Genomic DNA, 21,264 nt, shown 5'->3' on the forward strand with positions numbered 1-21,264 from the left:
CGCGCTCTAAGCGACAGGGCGTGACCCCTCGGTCGGGCCTTGGCGGCAGACTGTATGACAGGGCTCATGAGTGCACAGACCGGCGTCGGCGTGTCGGCGATGAGCATCAAGGGACCGGCAGGAAAGGGCTCGGCATGCCGTGCCAGAAGATTGCCAGGGAATCGCGGGCGCGGGTCGAGGCGACGAAGAGCAGCGATCGGTCCCGTTGCCGCTCCCGTTTGTACCGCAGCGGATCTGCATCACGATATGCCTTGATCGCTCGCCGAGGCACAAGCCCGTCGGATACCCCGGCGATGATCATCCGCTGGAATTCCAGACCCTTGAAACGGTGCATCGTGCCCACTCTGACCCCGTCCGGTCCGCGAGGGCCATCAGGGCCGATCTCCACCGCGGGTATGCCTTTCTCCGCGAGCCGGTAGGCGACCTCGGTGACCATGTCCCCGGTCGGGACGCAGACAGCGATGGCGGACGGCGGGACGTCGTTCCACTGGGCGATCTGGTCCGCGATGGCGTTCCGCTCCTCGTCCCAGGTCCGCAGTCCCCGGAAGTCGGGGTGGGGGCCGCGCAGCACCGAGCGGTAACCGGTGAGATGGTCGGTACCGTCGTCCATGTCGTCGTAGGTCTCGCCGGTCAGCAGGTCCTGGGCGGAGTCGAGGATTTCGTGGGTGCTGCGATAGCTCAGGGTCAGCCGGGAGGAGCGCCCGCCGCGGATGTTGATTCCGAGGCTGCCGAGTGACACGTAGTTGTCGTAGATCCGCTGGTGGGCGTCGCCGACCAGGAAGATATCGTCGGGTCCGGGGCGGACCATGGCGCGCAGCATCTTCCAGTGCGCGGCGTTGAGGTCCTGGGCTTCGTCCACGACAACGTGCTTGTACCGGTAGTCGAGCCAGGCGCCTGACTCGGCGGCGCGGTGGATGAGTTCCTGCCCGCCGACGCGGGCTTTGTCGTTCTCGTATCGGCGGACCCTGGCGGCTCGTTCCATCTCCAGTCTGGCCGCGTGCTCGGCGACCTGCCGCCAGGTCCACAGTCCTTTGTCGTCGAGGTGCTTGGTGAAGCGCTCGGCGAGCTGCCAGATCTTCGCCCGCTCGGGCCGGCTGATGGACCGGCCGCGCCCGGCCCGCCGGACCTGGAAGTATTCGGCGCGAGAGTTGACTGCCTGGCCGAGGATCACGTGGGACCATTCGGCGGCGAGGAATTCCGGGTCCCAGCCCGTCTCTCCGAGTTCGAGGAGCAGTTGCCGCCACTCGCGTACGGTCTGTTCGTCGGAGATGAGGCGGCGGTTCTTGCCCTGGCCTGACGCCTGGGCCATGAGTTCGTGGGCGAGTTTGTCGATGTTGACGATGTCGACTCGGTCGACGAGTTCCTGCCCTCCGAGTTCGAGCAGTCGCGTCTTAAGATCGGCGGCGAGGTTGCGGTTGAAGGTGGTGAGCAGGACCGGTTTGCTGTGTCCGGGGCCGATCCGGTCGATCAGGTGTTTCACCCGGTGGAGGGCGACGATGGTCTTCCCGGTTCCCGGACCTCCGCTCACCCGAGCGGGCCCGTTGTACCTGCGCTCCACGACTTTCTTCTGCGTCGGGTGCAGGAAGACCGTCCAGCGTTCGAAGGACTCGCCGAGCACGGCCTGAAGGGCCGCGTCGTCGGTGGTGACGAGGGTCGCCGGCCGGGTGGCGGCGGTGGCGAAGTCGTCGGCATCGATGTGGTCGTCGGCCTTCACCGGCCCTGTGATCTGCTCCCGGACCTCGTCAAGGCTCTTGCCGTCGTGCAGCCCGAACAGGATGTCGACCGTGAGCTGCGGCGCGGACGCGGCGAGACCGCGCAGCTCCCCAACCGTCGTGATCTTCGCGATGAGCGGCAGCAGCGGCTCGGCGACACCGAGATCGAGTAGCTGCTCGGCGGTGTAGGCATCGAAGAGTCCGGGGGCCTTGGCAGGCCGCAGGACAGTGTCCTCGATCCGTTGGACGTCGACGAACTCGATTCCACCCGTCACGGGGTTGATCTGGTAGGCGAGCCGGTCGAGCTTGTCGTCGATATCTTTGCTGTGCAGCACCGACAGCAGCAGGTAGTCCGCGTCCCCGACGTGCAGGAGCAGCGCCCGGTAGTCCGCGGTCACCCATGCCGAGTACAGTCGCGAGCCGTCTTTGAGCTGCGTGAGATTTAGTCCGTGGCTGTGGGGGTTCTTGCGGAACTTGTGCTGGAACTCGTAGACGGCGCCTTTAACGGACCGGTCGAGCTTGCCGACTTCCTGGTCGGCCTTGTCCAGCAGCCGGAGGGTCGCCGCGGTCATCGAACTCCCTTGATCAGCTCAGCCAGTGAATCGGCGTTCCAGTCGACAGCCGGACGCGCCAGCCAGCCGGCGTGGGCGTATGCCGCGTCCCGCTTCTCGGCCTCGGAGTCGTCCTCGCTGCGGGCGGCCAGCACGACTCCTACCTCGGCGGCGGGCCAGGCCAGTTCGGCCTGCCATGCCCCCTCCCCCAGCTCGTAGCCCACCTCGGGTGCGGGGACACCCCGTGCGGCGAGTTCTTGGGCGAGGCTAAGGAGACCCGGCTCCTCGATGTTCAGATACTCGAAGATCTCCGCCCACTCCCCATCCCCTGGCAGTGCTTCCGCCACCGAAGATTCCACGATGGAACGCGGGGGGACCACATCGTCGGCGAACAGGTCGATGGGCGGCTGGTCGTGGAGCGCGAGCATCAAACCCGTTCCGCCGGTCACGGCGAGTTGCGCGGGGTCGAAGCCGGTGAGGGCACTCCAGGCGAGCTGCCCGCCGTCGCCGTCGCCCGTCGACAGGAACTGGAGGAGATTACCCCAGTAGAGCCAGGCGGCCCAGCGGCGCCGATGTGCGTCTTCGTCGGCGCTGATCGTTTCATCCCGGTCGTCCAGGACAGTCAGCGCGGTCACGATGGGGGCCGCCGCGCCTGCCCGGACATCCAGCAGGAGAGTGATCGGGCACCGGTTGTCGTCCTCGGCGCGATACAGGGTGATGGATCCGGTCGTGGGTTCCGGCAGGGGTTCGCCGCGCAGCGCGGCCGATATCCGCTCAGCGATGCCGGAGGACGACGAAGCGGTCTTCGCCACGCCGGGTTGGCGGATCAGTCCGGCCACCGCGGCCTCGGCCCGGCGACGCCACTCGGCCTCCGGGGAGGCGAGGAAACTCAGCAGCAGGTCGACGGGGTTGGTCCAGATGTATCGCTCCAGGTCAGCCGGATCACCGTCACCTCGGGGGCCGCGGAGAATGCCGCGGGCGGCGTCCTGCGCGAGTCCCTGGTAGGGCGGCCAGACGCGGGGCCGCTCCGTGCCGGTCCAGCCTTCCACGTCGTCCCAGGTGAGTTGGAAGACGACCACCCCCTGCGCGCGCAGTCGGGCCCGGATCGCGGCGTCGTTGGCCAGCCGGTTGTGTTCCACGTTGGCGTGGTAGCGGTAGCCGTCCAGGTAGACGGCGACGACGAGCCGCGCGGCGTCCAACCGCTCGAACACCACGTCGGGTCGGGTACCGGGCAGGGTGTTCTGTAAGGTCATCCGCCAGTGGGTGACCGTGCCGTCCGGTCCGCTGATCCGCAGGTCCCCGGTGTGCTTGCCGTCGGCCTTTCCGCTCTCGGTGAGACTGCCGGGGGAGTCTGGGCGGCCTGCCCAGTCAAGCAGGCCCTGCAGGAAACGGCCCTCCAGCTCGCTCTCCACCTGCTTGTCCAGGGAGATGCCGGCCACGCTGGACACCGGCGCGATGACCCACTTGTCCCCGTTCTCGCCGAGTAGCTGGTCCAGCAGGTCGAGCGCCTCGGTCCGGCTGACCACCTCGTAGTCCCGGCCGGACACGTGGCGCAGCAGGCAGCGGTGGCACGCCTGGCGTGCCTCACTCACGCAGGGACAGCGTTGGATGACCTCGCGGGCACGCAAGAGCACATCCCGGAAGGCGTCGGAGGACGCCAGCCGGTGCAGGTACCCCGTCCCACCGGGCAGGGTGTCGTGCAGGACCAGGAAGTTCCGTACGACGCCGGTGGTGTGGTCGGGCATCCGCGCGGCCACGACGGCCAGGTGATCCGGGTCGCCGCCGTAGTGTGCGTGGATCCCGGCGAGTAGGGCGGCCGTGAACGACAGCAGCCGCTCCCTGACCCTGGCCAGGGCGACCGGCAGCAGGATGCGCAGGGCCTCGGTGGGGAGCTCGTGAGCGAGGATCAGGTCCTCGTGCGTCGCCGTGCCCGGGGACCGGTAGTGCCTGCACCACGTCTGGTGGTGAGCGGCGGCCGGACTCGGCGGCCCCGACACCGTCGACGTGGCGTCTGCGACGTCAGGCCTGCCGTTGATCGTGGTGCCGCCGCAGGTCACGCAGGTGAAGAACGGATTTATCTGCACCAACTGCCCGGCGAAGGCGACCTCGGCGCCCCGGTCTCCCCGGGCGACGCCCAGGTTGAAGGTGCGGATCACCGCGTGCCGGGTGAAGTCGGCGCCGAAAGTGACCTCCGCATGCCGCCACGCCTGGGGTTCCACCCGCTCGGAGTCGATGTCGACCGCGACCGCGTTGTTGTAGTAGACGCGTTCCCGCTGCTCACGGTCGTCGCGGATGAGAGCGTCGTCTCTGCGGTCCCGCGCCGTCACCCGCCGGGGCCGCAGCACCTTATGCAGATGCTCACTGTCGCCGATATCGGTGTTTCCACACCGGGGACACCGGCTGCTGTCCTGAGCCGCCCGGTTGGTGCGGACGTAGCCGCATTCGGGGCAGATCCGCCACTGCTGCCAGCTGGGCCGCTCGGGCGACCCGATGTCCAGCCCTGAGACGCGGTGCTTGTATCCGCGGATGTAGAAGGAGCTTCCCGGTGCCAGCTCGGTCAGCGCCAGCTTCGCCGAGCGGCTGTATTCCCGTAGCTCGCTGTGGTAGACCCGGTCCCCCGCCGGGGTCTTCTCCTCCCAGGTAAGGGTGGCTTCCAGTGCAGTCCTGGAGTCGATGAGGGAGTAGTTGGGCAGCAGCCCGAGCTCCACCATCGTGGCGTGCGCGCCCGCCATGCCGATCTCGCTGAGGTGCTCGGCGACGGCCCTGCGCTCGGCCCGCAGCGATTTGATGACTTTGAGCTGCTCGGGGTCGGAGGGTACCAGCCCGTCGGCGGCCTCGCCGATGGCCCGCAACCGGGCGCGCAGATCCTCGACCCGCCCGTTCCAGATCTCCTGCGCGCTGTTGACGGCTTCCTCCAGCCCGGTGAGCGCGAACCGAGTGAGGTCCGAAGCGGTCAGCGGGCTGACGGTCTCCTGGTCACCCACGGCGGGGAACAGCGCCAGGAACTGCTCCGCCAGAAGGGCCCCGTCCCGCTGGGCCGCGGCGGCGAGCGCCACCAGCCAGCCGAACAGGGCGGAGGAGAGCCGCGGCATCGGCGGCACCCCGGGGAATCTGTCCCGGCCGGCCAGATCGAGCAGGTGCGCGAGGTACTGGCGACGCAGGATCTCCACGGCTGACAGATAGCAGCCCGGCGGGATGATCTCGCCGTCGATCATCTGGCGTGGTTCGGCCAGGTAGTACTGGTCCCGCGAGCGCCGATCGAGGATGGTCAGCACCAGGGCGCTGCCGGTGCGCCGACCGGCACGCCCGGCACGCTGGACGTAGTTGGCGGGTCCCGAGGGGAGCGAGGCCAAGATGACGGCCGACAGATCACCGATGTCGATGCCGAGTTCGAGGGTGGGGGTGCACGACAACACGTTGGGATCGGTGTAGCCGGCCGACTGCTTGAAACGAGCCTCGACGTCCTCGCGCTGTGCCCGGGTGAGCACACCGGTGTGCTCGGCGGTCACCACACGGAAAGCGCCGGAACTACGATAGAGGGTCCGATAATAGTCCTGCCGGTACCGATGGTCTGTCGCCGGGCCGAGTTTGCCCCAGCATCGAAGCTTCGGGCACGGCTGACCGTTCCAGTCGGCGATCCGGTCGGGATGGAGGGTCTGCTCCCACGAACAGACGTCACATTCCACCCCGGCACGCGCCACGGTGTCGTCTCCGAGCCTCCATGCCTGAATGTGCCCGGGGTGCAGGCCGTACACCCGGGTGCCGCCGTCGAGCGTGGTCCGCGCGGCGAGCACTCCGTTCTCCGCCAGGATCGGCAACAGCCGGGTCAGGTACGCCAGCGCGCCCGGCCGGTCCAGGCCTAGGCAGCGGCGCGTCCAGTCCTCATACCAGCTGCCGGCCCGGGTGGCGACCTTGAACTGGCTCCCGGTCTTGGGCCGGTCAAGCAGGAACGCCGGCGCGGAGCGTCCCTTGGGGAAGGCCGGCATGCCGTCGGGACGGCCACCCCAGATGAGCCAGCGCCGCACTCCGGCCTGGTCGATGTAGGGGTCGAGCCAGCGGTGCCGCACCGCACCACGTCGGCGGAGCTGCTCCAAGATCCCCCGCACGAACGCGACGTACCTCGCCTCGCCAGGCAGTGCGGCCGGCGCGAGCAGATCCTCGTTCTCCTGACGCATCTGCTCATGCAGACTCCGGGCCAGAGCGGCGACCCTCGCGGGGTCCTCCAGCAGCACTTCGGCAGCGGCCGTGCGGGTCAGCTCCAGGGTGCGGCCCTGCCGGGAGTGCAGCCCGAATTCCAGCACCGTCGCGAACGCCAGCCGCTCGCCGATCAGGTCCCACGCCTCCCGCGACCCGCTGCCCCCGCTGGAGAGCAGACTGTGGATTCCCGGCCGGTCGTACAGGTCGGGCGGGACGACCGCGACGAGGTTTCCGGGCTCCCCGGCGACATCGATGAGCGATCCGATGAGGTCGTTCAGCGTGCTCGGTTCCTCCTCCGACAGCTGCGAGGCGAGCAGGGAACGGAGCGAGAACTGGTAGGAGCGGTTGGCGACGAACCCCGCCCGGTGCGCGGCGTCCTGGGTGGAGTCGTTGAACAGCAGCGTCTTGCGTTGCTCCGGTTCCAGGTAGCCGCCGGTGAACAGCTGCGTGATCGCCACCGAACATAGGGTGGCGATGCCCGCACCCAGGAACAGAGTGCCGTTGTCCTCCTGGCAGGCCGGGCACCGCTCGTCCCTCGCGGCCTGGTCGTTCATCAGGTCCGCGAAAACGAAGACGCCACCGTCGATACCTGCGTCCTCGGCCTCCAGGTCCCTGGCGGACAGCGGACGCAGACGGCTCCCGCCGAGGTCCAGCACCGCCACCCCCGCGCCGGAGGCCGATCCGGCCGTGAGCTGCGACCGCGCCTCCTCCACAGTGGCCGCGATGAGGGGCCGTAGCCGGGCCCGCTCGGTCGCCGACGCCCGGTAGACCCGCTCCGGCGAGACGACCAGCTCGGCGGGGTTCTTCAGCGGCGAGACCGCCGCCCAGCCGGACCTGCCGCAGTGCCGGCAGTGCACAGCAGGCAGATACGTGTGAGACAGCAGTGCGGGCGTGTCGGGGCCACCCGTGACCTGCGTCGTCCTGGCCATGTCGCCGTACCAGGCGAAGATCGGCTCAGGGGTCACCGCCCGCAGCAGCCGGGAGACTGCCCTGACCCACAAGTGACTCTCGATGTGCAGAAACGGGCTGTCGTCCTTACCCCGGGCATGAGCGAGCAGGCCGACGAACCGGGCGAGCGCGTCCGCGGCCAGTCCGGGATCCTTGCGCAACGCGTTGTCCCAGCCATAGGCACCATCGCGGGGAAGCGGGCCGAGCATCTCCGCCGGAGTCAGCGGCCCACCGTCCAGCACCTTGAGCACCGCCCGCGTGAACAGGTGGCTGCGAAGCGCCTCGCCGAGCTGCTCCTGGTCCAGCGGACGGTAGTCCGAGTCCGGCCCTCTCCGAAGGAGAAGCTCGGCGATCTTCTCGATCGCCGACGGGTCAGCGATCGGATCGGGCAACGCCGCGAGTTCCTGGGGGCTGGGCACAGGTAGCCGGTAGTCGATCTCCCCCATGAACTCGTCGACACCCAGCCGGTCCTCTACAACGACGGACGCCGCCGGGAACGGCACCCCGAAGACCTGCTCTGCGACCATGCGGATCTCCGCGCTGTCGCCGCCTTCACCGAGAGTGGCCGAGGTGGCGACCGGGCAGATGCCGCCCATCGGATTACCCGGCCGGGCCTGGCCGACCGCGGCGGCCAAGCGCCGCAGCAGCATCGCCACGTCGGTGCCCTGCGCTCCGTCGTAGCTGTGGAACTCGTCCACCACGACGTAAGCAAGATCGCAGCCCTCCCACAGCTCCAGGTCCTCGGAGCGCTGCAACAACAGGTCCAGCATCTTGTAGTTGGTGATGAGCAGGTCAGGCCGTTCCCGCCGGATGTCGGCCCGGTCGGTCAGCACATTGCCGAACCCCTTGGCAGGGGTATCACCGATATACAGTCCGGCCTTCACCCCTGCCAGCCCCGCGTCGGCCAGGTAACGGTCGATCCGCTCGGCCTGGTCGGTGGCGAGGGCGTTCATCGGGTAGAGCAGCACGGCCTTGACACCGGGCTTGCCCATCCGCTTGCAGTGATCGAGCACCGGGATTAGGAACGACTCGGTCTTACCAGAACCGGTACCCGTCGTGATCAGCGTCGGCTCGGCCGCGCCCTGCAGCGTGCTGAGTCGTTTGAACGCCTCCGCCTGGTGCCGGTACGGGCTGGGCAGACTCGCGGGCGCCCACCCGAGGCACTCCCGCCAACCCGCCTCGGCCTGCTGGAACGGCGTGCGGATCCGCAAGAAGGGACCGCGGAAGATGCCCTGCTCCGGGTCGTTGAGAAATTGCCCGAGCGCCTCCCTGACCGGCCTCTCAGCGAGCGCGAACGTGGTCGACAGGTAATGGGTCAGGCTCCGCCGCAGCCCCTCCGCCGTCAGCGTCGGCTTCACTTCCCACCCCCCCGTACGGCTTGCGCCTCCCGCGCGGCACGCAGCCGCTCGGCAAAGGCGGCGTACGCCTGCCGGTACTCACCTTCCCGGTCAGCCTTGTAGAACGGCGCCGAGTATCCCTCCGGCGGCGAGACCTTCCCCGGATCGGCCAGGTGCCTCATGAGCTGCTCGAAATGCCCCTTCGTCTGGCCGTGACCGTAAGCGTTGAAATTTTCCGCGATCTTCCGGTCGTTCGCGTCGAACCACATGGCACCCTCGTAAGTGATCATGTGGGGGAACCTGGAACGGTAAGCTGCGGAAAGTTCATCGGCATCCATGTGCAGCATCAACGCGACCAGCGCGTCGATTTCCACCAGGGCGGCGCGCCGCGCCCGCTCCGTCCGAAGCGGCGTTGCCGCCGACCATACGGGGCCGACCCCACCAAGTGGCTCCAGCCCAGGCCAGCCGCAAGCCCAACGCTCTGCTCGCCAGACGTCGGTGTGGAGCTCGCCCCACAGGTCGGCGTACGCGTCGGTCAAGCAGTTCAGCCGCATGACCCGGAGCAGCAGGGCCTCCGCCAGAGGGTGTTCCGGATCGGGAGCGGGCAGTGTCCGCGCCCCCGTCACGTCAAGATGCCCTCGTCCGGTGACCCTGAGCAAATAGTCAAGCGGCAACCCGGACCAGAACCCGGCGAGCAGAGTGGTCTCCCGATTGGTGGCGAGAGCCGCGCTCCGGACGAGATGGATATGAGCCGGCCCGGGCGGGATAAGGACGGGGAAAAGGCTCCGCTCGGTGCTGTTGGGGATCATCTCCCGCCAGGCGAGCCGATAGAACTCCGTGTACCGGCGGGTGGCCAGCGCGCGTAGCCGGATCTCAATCTCCCCGTCGGAAACCGCCTCTGGGGAGACCTTCTTGCTGGTCGCGAGTGATTCCCGGATCTCGGCGATCAGGTCAATGTCGGCTCGCAACTCCGCCAGCTTGCGATGGTCGAGCCAGCGGTCCTGGGCCTGCTGGTAACGGTCAATGTCGGTCGCTCGTTGGTAGTCGGTCGTGGGCACCGCATCAGAGGGAAGCGTGGCCACGTTCACGACAGGGTCGTTCCGGCCCATCCGCGGAGGCTGCTTGGCGAACGGAGTGGCGAGGGTGAACTGGGGGCCGCGCAGGATCACCTCCGACCAGTCCCGTGGAGCACCCGCCCGCCATTCGATTAGCCCGTCCTTCTTGGCGTTGGTCTCGTTGTAACCGATGCTGATCCGTGGGTCGAATGCACCAAGCCGACGCTTCACCTGAGAAAGAGCGGCGATGGCGCCCTGCTCCGCACTGGTCACCGGGTAGAGCAACTTCGTCTCCGCGGCCGGGACGCCTGTCTCCCCGGTCAGCAGCTGCCATTCGGTCAGGACGTCCTCGTTCACTTCGATGAGCCGGTCCCGGTGCGGGCGCAGGTCCCAGTATCCGTTGAACTTGATGCCCGGCCGCTCTCCCATACCGTCATGGTCGAACGACCCCATCAATGCGGCCACGTCATACAGCCAGCTCACATGGGTGAAGCCGATCTCTTTCACAGCTCCGTAGATCTGGACGGCATACTCGACGTTCCAGTCCACATCCGCGAAGATCAGTCGCCGGTTGTGGAAGTGGGCGTGCATCCGAAGATGCCGGTAGGCCGCGGCACGGAGCCTCCCTTCCTGAGCCCCGACCATGTGACTGTCGGGGTGGAGCAGGCCGGCGATGCCGGAGGGCCCGAGACTCCGCCAGGCCCGGACCATGAAGGCCCTATACAGATTGGGACGCGTGCCCGCAAGCAGATCGTGCGTCGCGACGGAGCCGAGGAATTCGACCGCGCCAACGTTGCTGGCCAGCTCCGTCAGAAAAAACGCCCGGTCCGATTCAGCCGCGAGCAACGCCTCCTTCCTCGCCTGCCACTCCGCCACCGGGGGCTTGTCCGCCAGCATGAACCAGGGATCGAGCTCGGCGAGGACGGCGCCCTCCTCCCAGTTGAGTCGCACCCACGGGGGGTTGCCAATCTGGAGGTCGAAGCCTCCGTGCTTGAAGACGTGGGCGAACTCGACTTCCCAGTGGAAGAAGCCCTGGGCCTTGGCGATGTCCTCGGCGATGTCGAGCCAGGGGAAGCGGTCCTTGATACGGGTCGGCGGGTCCATGAACATCTCGTCCTGGACCTGGTCCTCGTGCTGAGCTAGTTCGCCGAGGTCGTCGATCTCCTCGGGAGCCAACCCCTTCTCCAGGTCCGCTCGGCCGAGGACGGCCTCGGCGAAGTCGAGCCAGTCGTCCAGGTCGGCGAGCGGGATCGTCGGGCGGACCCCGGCGAGGTGATCCACTGGCTTCGACTGCGACTTGGCTGCGGCCTTTGGGCCACCGGCCGCGAGCGTCAGCTGCTTGAGGCCGCCTCCGAACAGCGAGTCCTGCTCCCACGCTTCGGGGAAGCCGGCGTTATCCCCTCCAAATCCGCTCAGGACCGATCGCTCCGGCTGCTCGCGGTCGCGGGACCCGTACGGAGCGGGAAGTGCGGTGGTGAGGGCTTGGAGGCGGGTGTAGATCTCGGCGGAGCCGTCTAGGAGGTCGGCCTTGTCCACGGGCCAGAACCAGAGGGCGCACCAGGCGTCCATGACGGTCTTGAGCCGCCAGTAGGGTGCGCCGACCAAGTGAAGATCCCGGAGAATGTCCGCACGGTCGTACGCCTTGGCCGGCTGTGGCAGATCATCGGCGCCGTAGACGTCGATGCGGCGGCTGATCTCTCGTTCGGAGATCTCCAGGCGCTGCTGGACGAGCCGCCAGAGGTACTCGGCGCGCTGCGCGAGTTCCTGCAGCCGCTGGATCTGGCTCCGCCGCTGCCCGGCTTTCTTTTTGCCGGTCGGGGGCTGGCGAATCTGTTTACGCCAGGCGGCGAGTTTCGCGGTGTCCTGTGAAGCGAGCTGCCGGGCTTCCTTCTCCCCCGCGACAGCGCCCCAGCCGTGCGCGGGGAGCAGGAAGTGGTGGATCTTCTCCGGCGGCAACGTGCCTGTGGAGAACGGGGCGTCCTCCGGCGCCTGGGTGAGCCAGGCGGCCTTGGCCAACTGGGCTGTGCCATACACGCGGCGGCCCGCGCCGATGAGGGAGTTGCCGCGGCGCAGGTGCAGGCCGAACCAGGGGGCCTGCAGTCCGGAATGCATGACGTTCAGCCACAGCGAGACCTCGGCCAACTCGACGGCGGTGTCGTTGAGGTCGACGCCGTAGGAGTTGTGCAGCGCGATGTATGCCTTGACCTTCTGCAGCTCCTCGGGGTACTTGTCGTCGTCGAACTTCGGCGCGTCCGGCTCGGTTCTCCTTCGGCGGAGGTATTCGGCGGCGACCTGGTTGATGGCCTCGTTGAGGAACGCACCAGAGCCAAGGGCCGGCTCGCAGATCCGCCAGTTGAGCAGCTCACGGGCCGGAGTGGTCACCCCCTCCTGGTCAAGGCGGTACTTGAGTGCGAGCTGGACGGTGACCTCGGTCAGCGACTGCGGCGTGTAATAGGAGGCGCTGGTCTGCCGGTCCCGCCCCGCGAGACGGTACACGAACCCGCCCGGCTCTTTGACGACGCGCTGCATCACTCCGGTCTCTGGGTGCGGCCGCTTGACGAAGACCTCGTCGGCGTACTGGGCGACCTTCGACTCGGGAACCATCCACGAACCATCCTTGGGATCGCCCTTCGCGACCTCGTAAAGGCGTTCCTTGGCGATGAAGCCCGTGTAGGACATCAGGCCCTCATACACCGCGCCGAGCTGGTTGATTCCGAGCTGCGCGTAGGAGATGAACCCCCCGCGTTCCTTCTTCCGCGCCTTGCGGAGCATGAGCCTGCGCAGGACTTCATGCAGGGTCGCGTTGCGAAGACGGGTGTCCACGACGATGCCCGACCCTGAACCAGGCGTGCCTCGGCGGCCGATCAAGCTGATCTTCCCTGCGTCGAACAGCTCCGAGCGAAGCGCCTCGAAGCGCAGCCCCTCACCATCGGATCGCTTCCCATCGGCTCGCACGACTTCGCGCGGTTGGTGGCCCTGGTTGACCATGCGGAAGAGCAGGTCCAGCGACTCATACAGGTGGAAGCCGTGGGCTGCCTCTCCGACGAGGTCGCGGACCACCAGGTCACCCAGGCGGGCCAGGCCATACCCCTCGACGTAGGCCTCGTCATCGACAGGGAGGATCTTCAGCTCGGGCCGGGCCTCGGCGTAGAGCAGGAAAAGAATCCGGTACAGGTAGCGCAGCGACTCGTGGGTCAGCTGCCCGGGGTCGATGAACTCCTCGGGACGCACATCGGCCTGGCGAAACCTGGCCAGCACCTCGTCGGCGATGAGTTCGACCGAGATACGGAGCCCCTCGCGCAGTTCCTCGGACACGCCGACGGCGTGCTGCCGGGATCCGTCGACCAGCGCGGAGAGGGCTTCGGCGCCGCCCTCGGCGGGAGGCAGCAGTGTGTCCGCGCCGAACAGCGCGGCGATCATGTCGAGCTCGCCGCCGGGCTTGAGGTCGCCACGGCCGAAGGCGAGGTCCAGGCTGACGCCGAGATAGCGGCGCTCACCCCAGGTGTGGCGGTCGGCGAGGATCAGCACGCCGCCAGCGAGCATCAGCACATACCTTGGCGGCTGCTCGGCGGAGAACAGGAACGAGGCGAGGTCCGCTCCGGTGTCGATCGACTCCCGGGTGTCCAGCCGGACCGGGGTGAGGAGTCTGCCCGCGGTCGCCTGGTCCATGGCGGCATCGACGGTCGCCGCCCAGCCACACTCGACGGCGATCACACTCTGGTCCGCGTACGCCACGGGAACCTGACAGGTCCTACCGGAGTTGACCACTTCGATCTCTCGCGGCTGCGCTCGGAAGCCAAGCGCGCCGAGCACGGCGATGTGCAGTTCGTGCAGTTTCTTATCACGCTCGGCCCGTTCGGCCTCGGCGGGCGGGTCGTCGTCGGGGCGGGAGCCGTACTCGATGAAGAAACCACGGTCGTCGAAGAAACCCCGCTCCCCCCTGGCAGGGCGGCGCAGGGCGCGAAGGCCGAGCCGCGGCGTTCTGCGGCCTGCCTTCTCCTCATCGGCCCAACGGGCCAGGACGCCGCGCTTCAGCTCACCGGCCAGGATCTCGGCCAGGTAGTGACTGGAGAAGTACTCGCCACGGTTGACCAGGGAGTCGAAAGCCATCAGCGGCCCTTCCCTGCGAGCACGGCCAGCACCCTGATGAGCGGTTCACCCGTGGTCATCAAGCTGTTCACCAGCTCCTCCTGCCTGGTCGCGGTCTCCACAACGGCATCCTTGTCCCGGCCTCTCGGCAGACCGGGGAGACTGTCCTGCTGCCATTTCGCCAGTCGGCTCCGGTAGTCCTCCAGCGGCACCGCGACCTCCGCGTCCCACCCGGCCCGTTGCTCCTCCACATGATCACGGGCCGCCTGCACCGCGCTGCCGACGAGCGTCTGGAGGTGGGCCAGGTCGACCGTCTCGTTCGTGTTGCTGAGGCGCGGTCCGACACCGGCTCGTTCGAGCGTCTCGAACATGTCCCGCACGACCGGAGCGCCGGGCAGGCCGGTTACGGCCATCCAGGCCACGACGGTGGGCTTGCCGTGGGCGTTGGAGTAGATGCCCTGGACCAGGAAGACCGGGTCGCCCACCTCCGCGACGATCACCGGCGCCTGCTGGCGGCCCAGCCGTACGAGAACCTTGTCGACCAGCCATTCGACGACCGGATGGATGTCGCTGAGGTAGGCGATGTCCGGCCAGATGGTGTTCTCGTCGTTGCGGGCGAGGTCGAGCCGCTCCTGGGCGGTCTCGCGGTCGAAGGTGAGCCGGAGTTGCTCCCGGATGTTCCGTTCCTTGAGGTAGGACGGAGGAAGCAGCGAGAGCCGGTGCCACAGGTCCGTCGGCGGGGTGAACTGGAACATGTCCGCGTCCCGTTCCAGGTTCAGGCCGTGATCGCCGTATACCTCGCGGATGGCCTCCTCGACGAAGTCACGGGTCTGTGCGAAGAGGCTCGGGATCTTCGCCCGGGCGGGGGCTTCGATGGCCGGCGCGACGTTCTCCCCCATCAACGCGGCCCAGCCCTCGTCCTGCGGCGCCGACTCGTCCAAGGACTGATCCACGGTTTTCCCCGCGAGCAGGTCCTGGATGAGTCTGCGCTCCTCCTTGTCCGCCCGGTAGAGGCCGGTGACCGACTCCGCGCTGCCCAGGCTGGCATTCGCCGTCGCCTCCCGCTCCAGGAGCCGCGTCGAGACGGTGTTGTCGTCCTTCGCACCGCTCTGGGAGGTGAGCATGAGCGCGTGGAACTGCGGCTGCTCACGCTGGCCGTACCGGTCGATGCGGCCGTTGCGCTGCTCGATCCGGATGAGGCTCCACGGCAGGTCGTAGTGGATGAGATGGTGGCACTGCTTGTGCAGATTGACGCCCTCGGACGCGACGTCGCCCGTGAACAGCAGACGCACCGGGCTGCCGCCACGGCCGAATTCGTTGATGATCTCCATCTGCTCGATGTCGGAGCACGTGCCGTCCATCCGCCGGACGGCGCTGCCGTCGGTGAACTCGAGCAGGGGCGGCACGACCTCGGCGAGCCATTTCAGCGTGGCGATCCGCTCGGAGAAGACGACCACCCGGCGGTCGCTGCGCGGGCCGACTCCGATCTCCCTGAGCAGTGTCACCAACCGGGCCAATTTGGCGGAGTCATGGTCGGTCATCGCGCCGACGAGCTCACCGAGGCGCGCCAAAGCGTCCCACTCCGGTCTGAGACTGGGCGCGATCTTCGCGCCCAGACGCTGAACCGCTTCCCGCTCGCCCCGGAGGTCGACGCTGCCCTTCTCTCCCACAAGTCGGCCCAGCGTCTCCCGCTCCTGTTTCAGGCCTGTCTGCTCGCTCATCGTGTGCAGCCGGGTAATGACTGTCGCGGCGAGCGCCCGATGGGAGGAAAGAAACGACTTGAACAAGGTGTAAGGAAACAGCCGCCTTTTGTGATCGACCAGGCTCTCACCGGCGAGCCAGACCCTCGAGAGTTCCGCGAGAATCGTCTCCTCGGCGGGGGTCGCCGGGCAGTAGACAGGGACCGAGGGCCCACGGTTGGCCCACTCCTTGCCGACGGCGTTCCGGACCTCCGGGCTGATCTTCGTGCGCCGGATGTAAAGATGCGCGATCTGCTCGGCCGAGTAGGTGTCCTTGTCGGCGATGGCCGCCGGGTCGAGGAGATTGATCAGTTCGGCGAAGGACTTCCTGTCACCGTTGTGCGGGGTGGCACTTGCCAGGATGAGCGCGTCGGCCCGCGGCGCGAGCACCTTGGCCAACTGGTTGCGCAGGCTGGCCTCCCCGATCAGATTGTGCGACTCATCGATCACCACGGCATCCCACTGGATGCTCTCCAGGTGGTGTTTGTACATGTCGCGGTTCTTCAGGGTGTCGATCGAGATGATGACCCGCTTGTAGTACGTGAAGGGGTTACGGCCCGAGGGGATGCGCTGCTGGATCCGCGAGATCCCCACCGAGTCCAGCCGGACCAGCGGGATGGAGAACCGAGTCCACAGCTCGTGCTGGAACTGCTCCAGCACGTGCTGTGGAGTTACCACGAGGATGCGATCTCCCCGGCCTCGGCGGATGAGCTCGGCCAGGAGCAGCCCTATCTCCAGAGTCTTGCCCAAGCCGACGACATCGGCGATCAGGATCCTTGGCCTCAGGCCGCGCAGGGCGAGCTCAGCGGGGCGCTGCTGGTAGATCTTCGCGTCCATCAGGAAGGCGTCAGGCAGCGCGAGACCCCGCTCAGACTGGGGTAACGGCGTCTTGCGGATCACCGCTTCCAGGAAGAGCCGGCTCCGCCTGAACCGGGAGCTGGGGTCGGCCACCAGGATGGTCTTCTCGGGCCGGAGCAAGCTGACCGGCTCCAGCTGAGTGAAGAACGTGGCCTGCTCATCTTGGACGAAAGGCGAGATGCCAACGGCCTTGATTTTCGAGTGGAGGATCTGCCGCCCGTCCACCTCCTCGATGCCGATCGTCTCGGAGTTGTGGACCAGCCACTCCTCGTCCCGCGCGAGAATCCGCGCCCCCGGCGCGAAGGCGGTCTCGTCCCGAACGGCCCCATCCTGGGTGGTCACGCCATCCCCTTCACTTGCCAAGTTTTCCGTGCTTCCAGCGCCGTCGTCGTTCCCTGGCCCGTCACAGGTTCGCGGCCGGTCACAGGGACGGCTGACGTGCATACGACCGGCGGAGCCGATCAGAGAGCCATCCGATCGGCCCCGGCGAGCCCTGGGACCCGGCGAATTGGGACGGAGGCGCGACAAGCTCAGTCGGCGCCTCCGCCTCCTGAGGGAAGACAACCTCCGGCCCTGGACCCTTGACGCAGAAAGTCGCCGTCGACAGACCGGTACGCGCCTCGGCGACCGTGATCCCGCTCTCGATCGCGATACCAACGAGACGATCGGTCACCTCGGCCAGCGACGGACGATCGGCAGGGGCGAACGCCAACATGGCCTCCAACAACTCCTTCAGCGGCCCATCCGCTCCAGACAGATCCGGGGCGATGTCCTCATGCCCGATCCGGTAGATCAGCACCCGCACGTCATCGGCGCGGAAGGGATAGTGCCCGGTCAGCGCATAGAGCAGAGTAGCGGCCAGTGTGTAGACGTCGGTCGCGACCGTGAGCTCTTCGATTCTGGCCTGCTCCGGTGCCATGCAGACCGGCGTCCCGATCGGGACGCCGGATTCGGTGATCACCTGCATTCGCTCGGCCAGCACAGCGAGGCCGAAGTCGATCAGCTTCGGGCCGCCCTCACCCAGGATGATGTTGTGCGGCTTGAGGTCACGGTGCAGCAGCCCCTCCGCATGGATCGTCGCCAGCCCTTCGGCCAGGGTCGCCCCGAGGATCGCCACCAGGTGCGGCGCGAGAGTTCCCCGCACCCTGACGTGGGTGTCGAGCGTCTCGCCCGGGACGAATTCGACTGCGAGCCATGGCGGCTCCGCCAGGGCGTCGGCCTTCTCCAGGGATGCGATGCGGGACCCGTACACGGCCTTGAGCGCCTTGACCTCTCCTGCGAACCGCTGCCGGATGTCCTGACGATCAAGGAGGCCCTCCCGGATCACCTTGACGGCGACCCGCTGACCCGCCGGCGACACCCCGAGGAACACCACACCCATCCCACCCTGCCCCAGACGACCCTCCAGACGAAACCCCCCGATCTCGCGCGGATCGGGGTCACGCAGCGGATCCATCAGCGCCTGCCTGTCGTCGGGAAGATCGGGACGTACAGATGTGACGTTTGATACTTACCCGGGGATGACCAGGAAGCGTTAGACAATTCCCGGAACCAGCTAGGAAGCCGCTCGGCTTTCGCTAAGGGCTTGCTTGAGGATAGCCGTGGCGGTGTGGGCGGATGCTGTGAGTTCCTTGAGGAGGTGCGGTGAGATGGAGCCTTGACCGAGTGCGGCACGTTAGGCTGTTGCGAGGGGTTGTTCCGCCTGAGCTGGTGTGGTGGAGGTTCGGAAAGGCGCATGGTTCAGCACCTCCTGGTAGGCATAGGCGTCTCCGGATTGCGCGGCTACTTGGATGAGGGCGCCTGGGAGATCCGCCGGTTCGTGGTTCAGGGCAAGGGCGAGGTCGACGGCGGTGAGGCCGAGCCGGATGCGGAACAACGGTCGATCCGTTCCTCGGCTTCGGTGGGAAGGTGGCCGGCCTGGAGGCGCTGGAGATGGCGATGTGGCAGCGCGACCGCGGCCAGCCGGCAGGGGCCCGGCGATCGCAACGGGACAGCTTGATCCATCACTCGGACAGGGGCTGCCAACTTGGGTTCAAGGAGTCGTCGCAACAGTGCTGTTCAGCAGTGAGTTTGGATGCTCGTTGAGGGCTTCTGCCGGTGTCTTCCACCCGAGGGTCTTTCGGGGCCTGGTGTTGAGTGCGAGCGCGACGGCCGCCAGCTGTTCGGCATCCCATCGTGACAGGTCGGTGCCTTTGGGGAAGTACTGGCGCAGTAGGCCGTTGATGCTTCTATGTCAAGCGAGGGGGTGGTGGCGGGCGATGTGGTGGTGCCAGGTCGCTTGGTCGGTGGTCATGGCGTGGTAGATGACGTCGATGAGGTGGCGTTGGAGGATGCGTCGTGCTCCTCGTTTGCCTTTGGCGGGTTCGTGCCGGGCCAGGAGCTTTTGGGCGGCGGGGTGGAAGCGTTTCTGGACGATGGCTGCGGTGTAGACAACACTGTTGAGGCGGCGGTTGCCGCCTCGATGCAGGCGGTGACGTTCCTGGTCTGAGGAGTAGACGGGGATCGGTGCGCAGCCGGTGTAGCGGGCGAGCTTGGCTGAGCTGGAGAAGCGGGTGATGTCTCCGATCTGGGAGATCAGGACCGCCGCGGAATTATGACTGATGCCGGTGATCTCCAGCAGGGCCGGGGCCAGCGGACTGACGATCTGTTTGATGGTGGTGTCGAGGTCGCGGACGCGCTGGTTGGCTCCGGAGATCTCGGAGGTCATCGCCAGGAGGACGCGGCGGACGTGGGCGCCCAATTGGGCGGTGTTCAGCAGGGAGGTCAGCGAGTCCAGGCTCTTGGGGCGGGTGAGGTCGCCTGGGGTGTGGTCGAGCCAGACGTGGAACTGGGCCTTGAGCTGGTTGATCAGCATGGTGCGGCGTTTGATGAGGTCGGTGCGGTAGTCGACCAGGACGCGCAGTTCACGGATGTGCTCATCGATGCGGTGCCGGGCCAGATCGGGGGTGGCGATGGCTGCGTGGGCGGCCGCGACCGCGTCGACGGGGTCGGATTTGGCGCCGGTGGCGGCGTGGAGTTTGCGGTGGGCGGCGGTCAGGCGGGTGGGAACCCAGACCACCTCGTGGCCGGCGAGCAACAGTCCGTCGGCCAGGCGGCGGGCGAAGCCGCGGCCGTCCTCGATGGCCCAGGTGACGGCAGAGCCATCGGTGATCGTCCGGGCCCAGTCGAGAAGCATGGTCATCAGCAGCGCGTCGTTCTTCACCGTGAGCGGCTTGCCGATGCGTCGGCCGTCGGAGCCGACGGCCACCGCGACGTGCACGTGCTTGTGCGGGTCGATCCCCACTGTCACCATCGAAACGTCCTGTTCCCTGCTGTCGTAGTTGACGAAGACAGAGGCGAGAGCCCAGGTAGGGGGACAGACCTATTGCGAGTTGACGGCTCAGCAGGCTTCTATCAAGTCACTCCCCGCCAGGACTCTCGCCCTGCGGGCCGCTGTGGACATATCAACGGAAAGCCTTCCGGCACGTGTTTTCCGAGTCACCCAACGACCCAACGTCGAGCCTCTCCCGTCGGAGCAGCCCCACACACCCCACCCTGCCCAATAGGTGTTTTCGTTGGTGCCGCGCTGCCAGGGGCTGTGGGGGTCGGCGAAATAGACCTGCACGCCGGTGTCGATGCGTAGTTGGGCATGCTGGGCCAGTTCCGTTCCCCGGTCCCAGGTCAGCGAGCGGCGCAGTTGCTGGGGGAACGCGGTGATCTGTTTGGTGATGGAGTCCCGCACGGCTTGGGCACCGCGGCCGGCCAGTGCCGGGCCGTTCCTCACCCGTTCGGCAGTGCCGTAGCCCTCCATCGGGGGCAGGTGCAACAGCAGGGTGAACCGGGTCGTGCGCTCCACCAGGGTGCCGATCGCCGAGCTGCCGGTGCCGATGACGAGGTCGCCTTCCCAATGGCCTGGGACGGCACGGTCCTCCACCTCGGCAGGCCGCCGGCTGATCACCACGTCCGGGGTGTCATGGCCGCCGGCCTGACGCCTGCTGCGAGCGCGGGGACACGCAGTGCACGGCCGGTGCGCAGGCAGGCGACCATCTCGCGGTTGAGCGCTCCGCGGCCCTGGATAAACCGGGCCTGGTAGATCGCCTCGTGCGAGATGCGCATGGACTCATCATCGGGGAAGTCCACCTTGAGCCGGTGGGAGATCTGCTCAGGACTCCATGACAGCGCCCACAAACGGTCCTGACGCCGGGGCTTGTTGCGGCCCTTCCAGACCGAGGCCCGCGGACCGGCTACCGGTTTACCGGCCGGCCCCCGGAGCTGACCCGACAGCCGGGCCTGCACGTACTCCCGCAGCCGGGCATCGGCCACCAGTTTCGGCGTCTTTGGGCGTCGCGCCATCAACTCGGCCTTCCACTGCGCGACCGATGCCCGGTAACCCAGGCGGCCACCTCGCGTGGCGGCATTACGCCGCAGTTCCCGCGAGATGGTCGAGGGCGACCGGCCCAGCCAGCGCGCGATCTCACGAACTCCCTTGTGCTGGGCCCTGAGCAGGGCGATCTCCTCCCGCTCGGTGAACGACAGATACCTGCCCGATGGCGCACTGAGCTCGATCAACGGCATGCCGCCACCCTCGCGGAACCACCGAGATCCCACCGTCTGCCCTGGAAGGGGAAGTTGACTGACCATCTGGGCTACGACAAGGACCAGCGCTCCGGCGGTGAGACGGCCAACAGCCGTAACGGCTTCGAAGGCCGTCTGACCCCAACCAACGCTATCAAACAAGATCGGGAACCACCATTGACTGGCACACCTAAGTGATTGAGTACGGCTGAGGCCAGCCGACA

Annotated in this window: 6 protein-coding genes and 2 pseudogenes; all 8 read right to left on the minus strand. The window is 67.5% G+C overall.

Translation table 11 applies throughout. The annotated features are described in order from the left end of the window. Positions 1–106: 106 nt before the first annotated feature. Positions 107–2,284 (minus strand): UvrD-helicase domain-containing protein, encoded by a 2,178-nt coding sequence (locus ABGB17_RS17400; RefSeq protein ID WP_347630638.1) that lies wholly within the window; start codon positions 2,282–2,284, stop codon positions 107–109. After that, complete coding sequence (locus ABGB17_RS17405; RefSeq protein ID WP_347630640.1) at positions 2,281–8,766, minus strand: DEAD/DEAH box helicase; 6,486 nt, start codon at positions 8,764–8,766, stop codon at positions 2,281–2,283. The genes ABGB17_RS17400 and ABGB17_RS17405 overlap by 4 nt, the downstream gene beginning before the upstream one ends. Then, positions 8,763–13,910, minus strand: a complete 5,148-nt coding sequence (locus ABGB17_RS17410) for a class I SAM-dependent DNA methyltransferase (protein WP_347630642.1) — start codon at positions 13,908–13,910, stop codon at positions 8,763–8,765. The genes ABGB17_RS17405 and ABGB17_RS17410 overlap by 4 nt, the downstream gene beginning before the upstream one ends. Then, entirely contained in the window at positions 13,910–16,828 is a 2,919-nt protein-coding gene (locus ABGB17_RS17415) for a DEAD/DEAH box helicase (protein WP_347630644.1), read from the minus strand. Before ABGB17_RS17415 ends, ABGB17_RS17410 begins: the two co-directional genes overlap by 1 nt. Before the next feature lie 79 nt (positions 16,829–16,907). Next, entirely contained in the window at positions 16,908–17,942 is a 1,035-nt protein-coding gene (locus tag ABGB17_RS17420; RefSeq protein ID WP_347630646.1) for a serine/threonine-protein kinase, read from the minus strand. 576 nt (positions 17,943–18,518) lie between these two features. Next, positions 18,519–18,719, minus strand: a pseudogene (locus ABGB17_RS17425) (IS30 family transposase); the annotation flags it as partial. Beyond that, entirely contained in the window at positions 18,720–19,778 is a 1,059-nt protein-coding gene (locus tag ABGB17_RS17430) for an IS110 family transposase (RefSeq protein WP_347630648.1), read from the minus strand. Between the two features lie 87 nt (positions 19,779–19,865). Continuing rightward, positions 19,866–21,106 (minus strand): annotated as a pseudogene (locus ABGB17_RS17435) (IS30 family transposase). Positions 21,107–21,264 lie beyond the last annotated feature (158 nt).

It is taken from the genome of Sphaerisporangium sp. B11E5, assembly GCF_039871875.1.
GTDB lineage: Bacteria > Actinomycetota > Actinomycetes > Streptosporangiales > Streptosporangiaceae > Sphaerisporangium.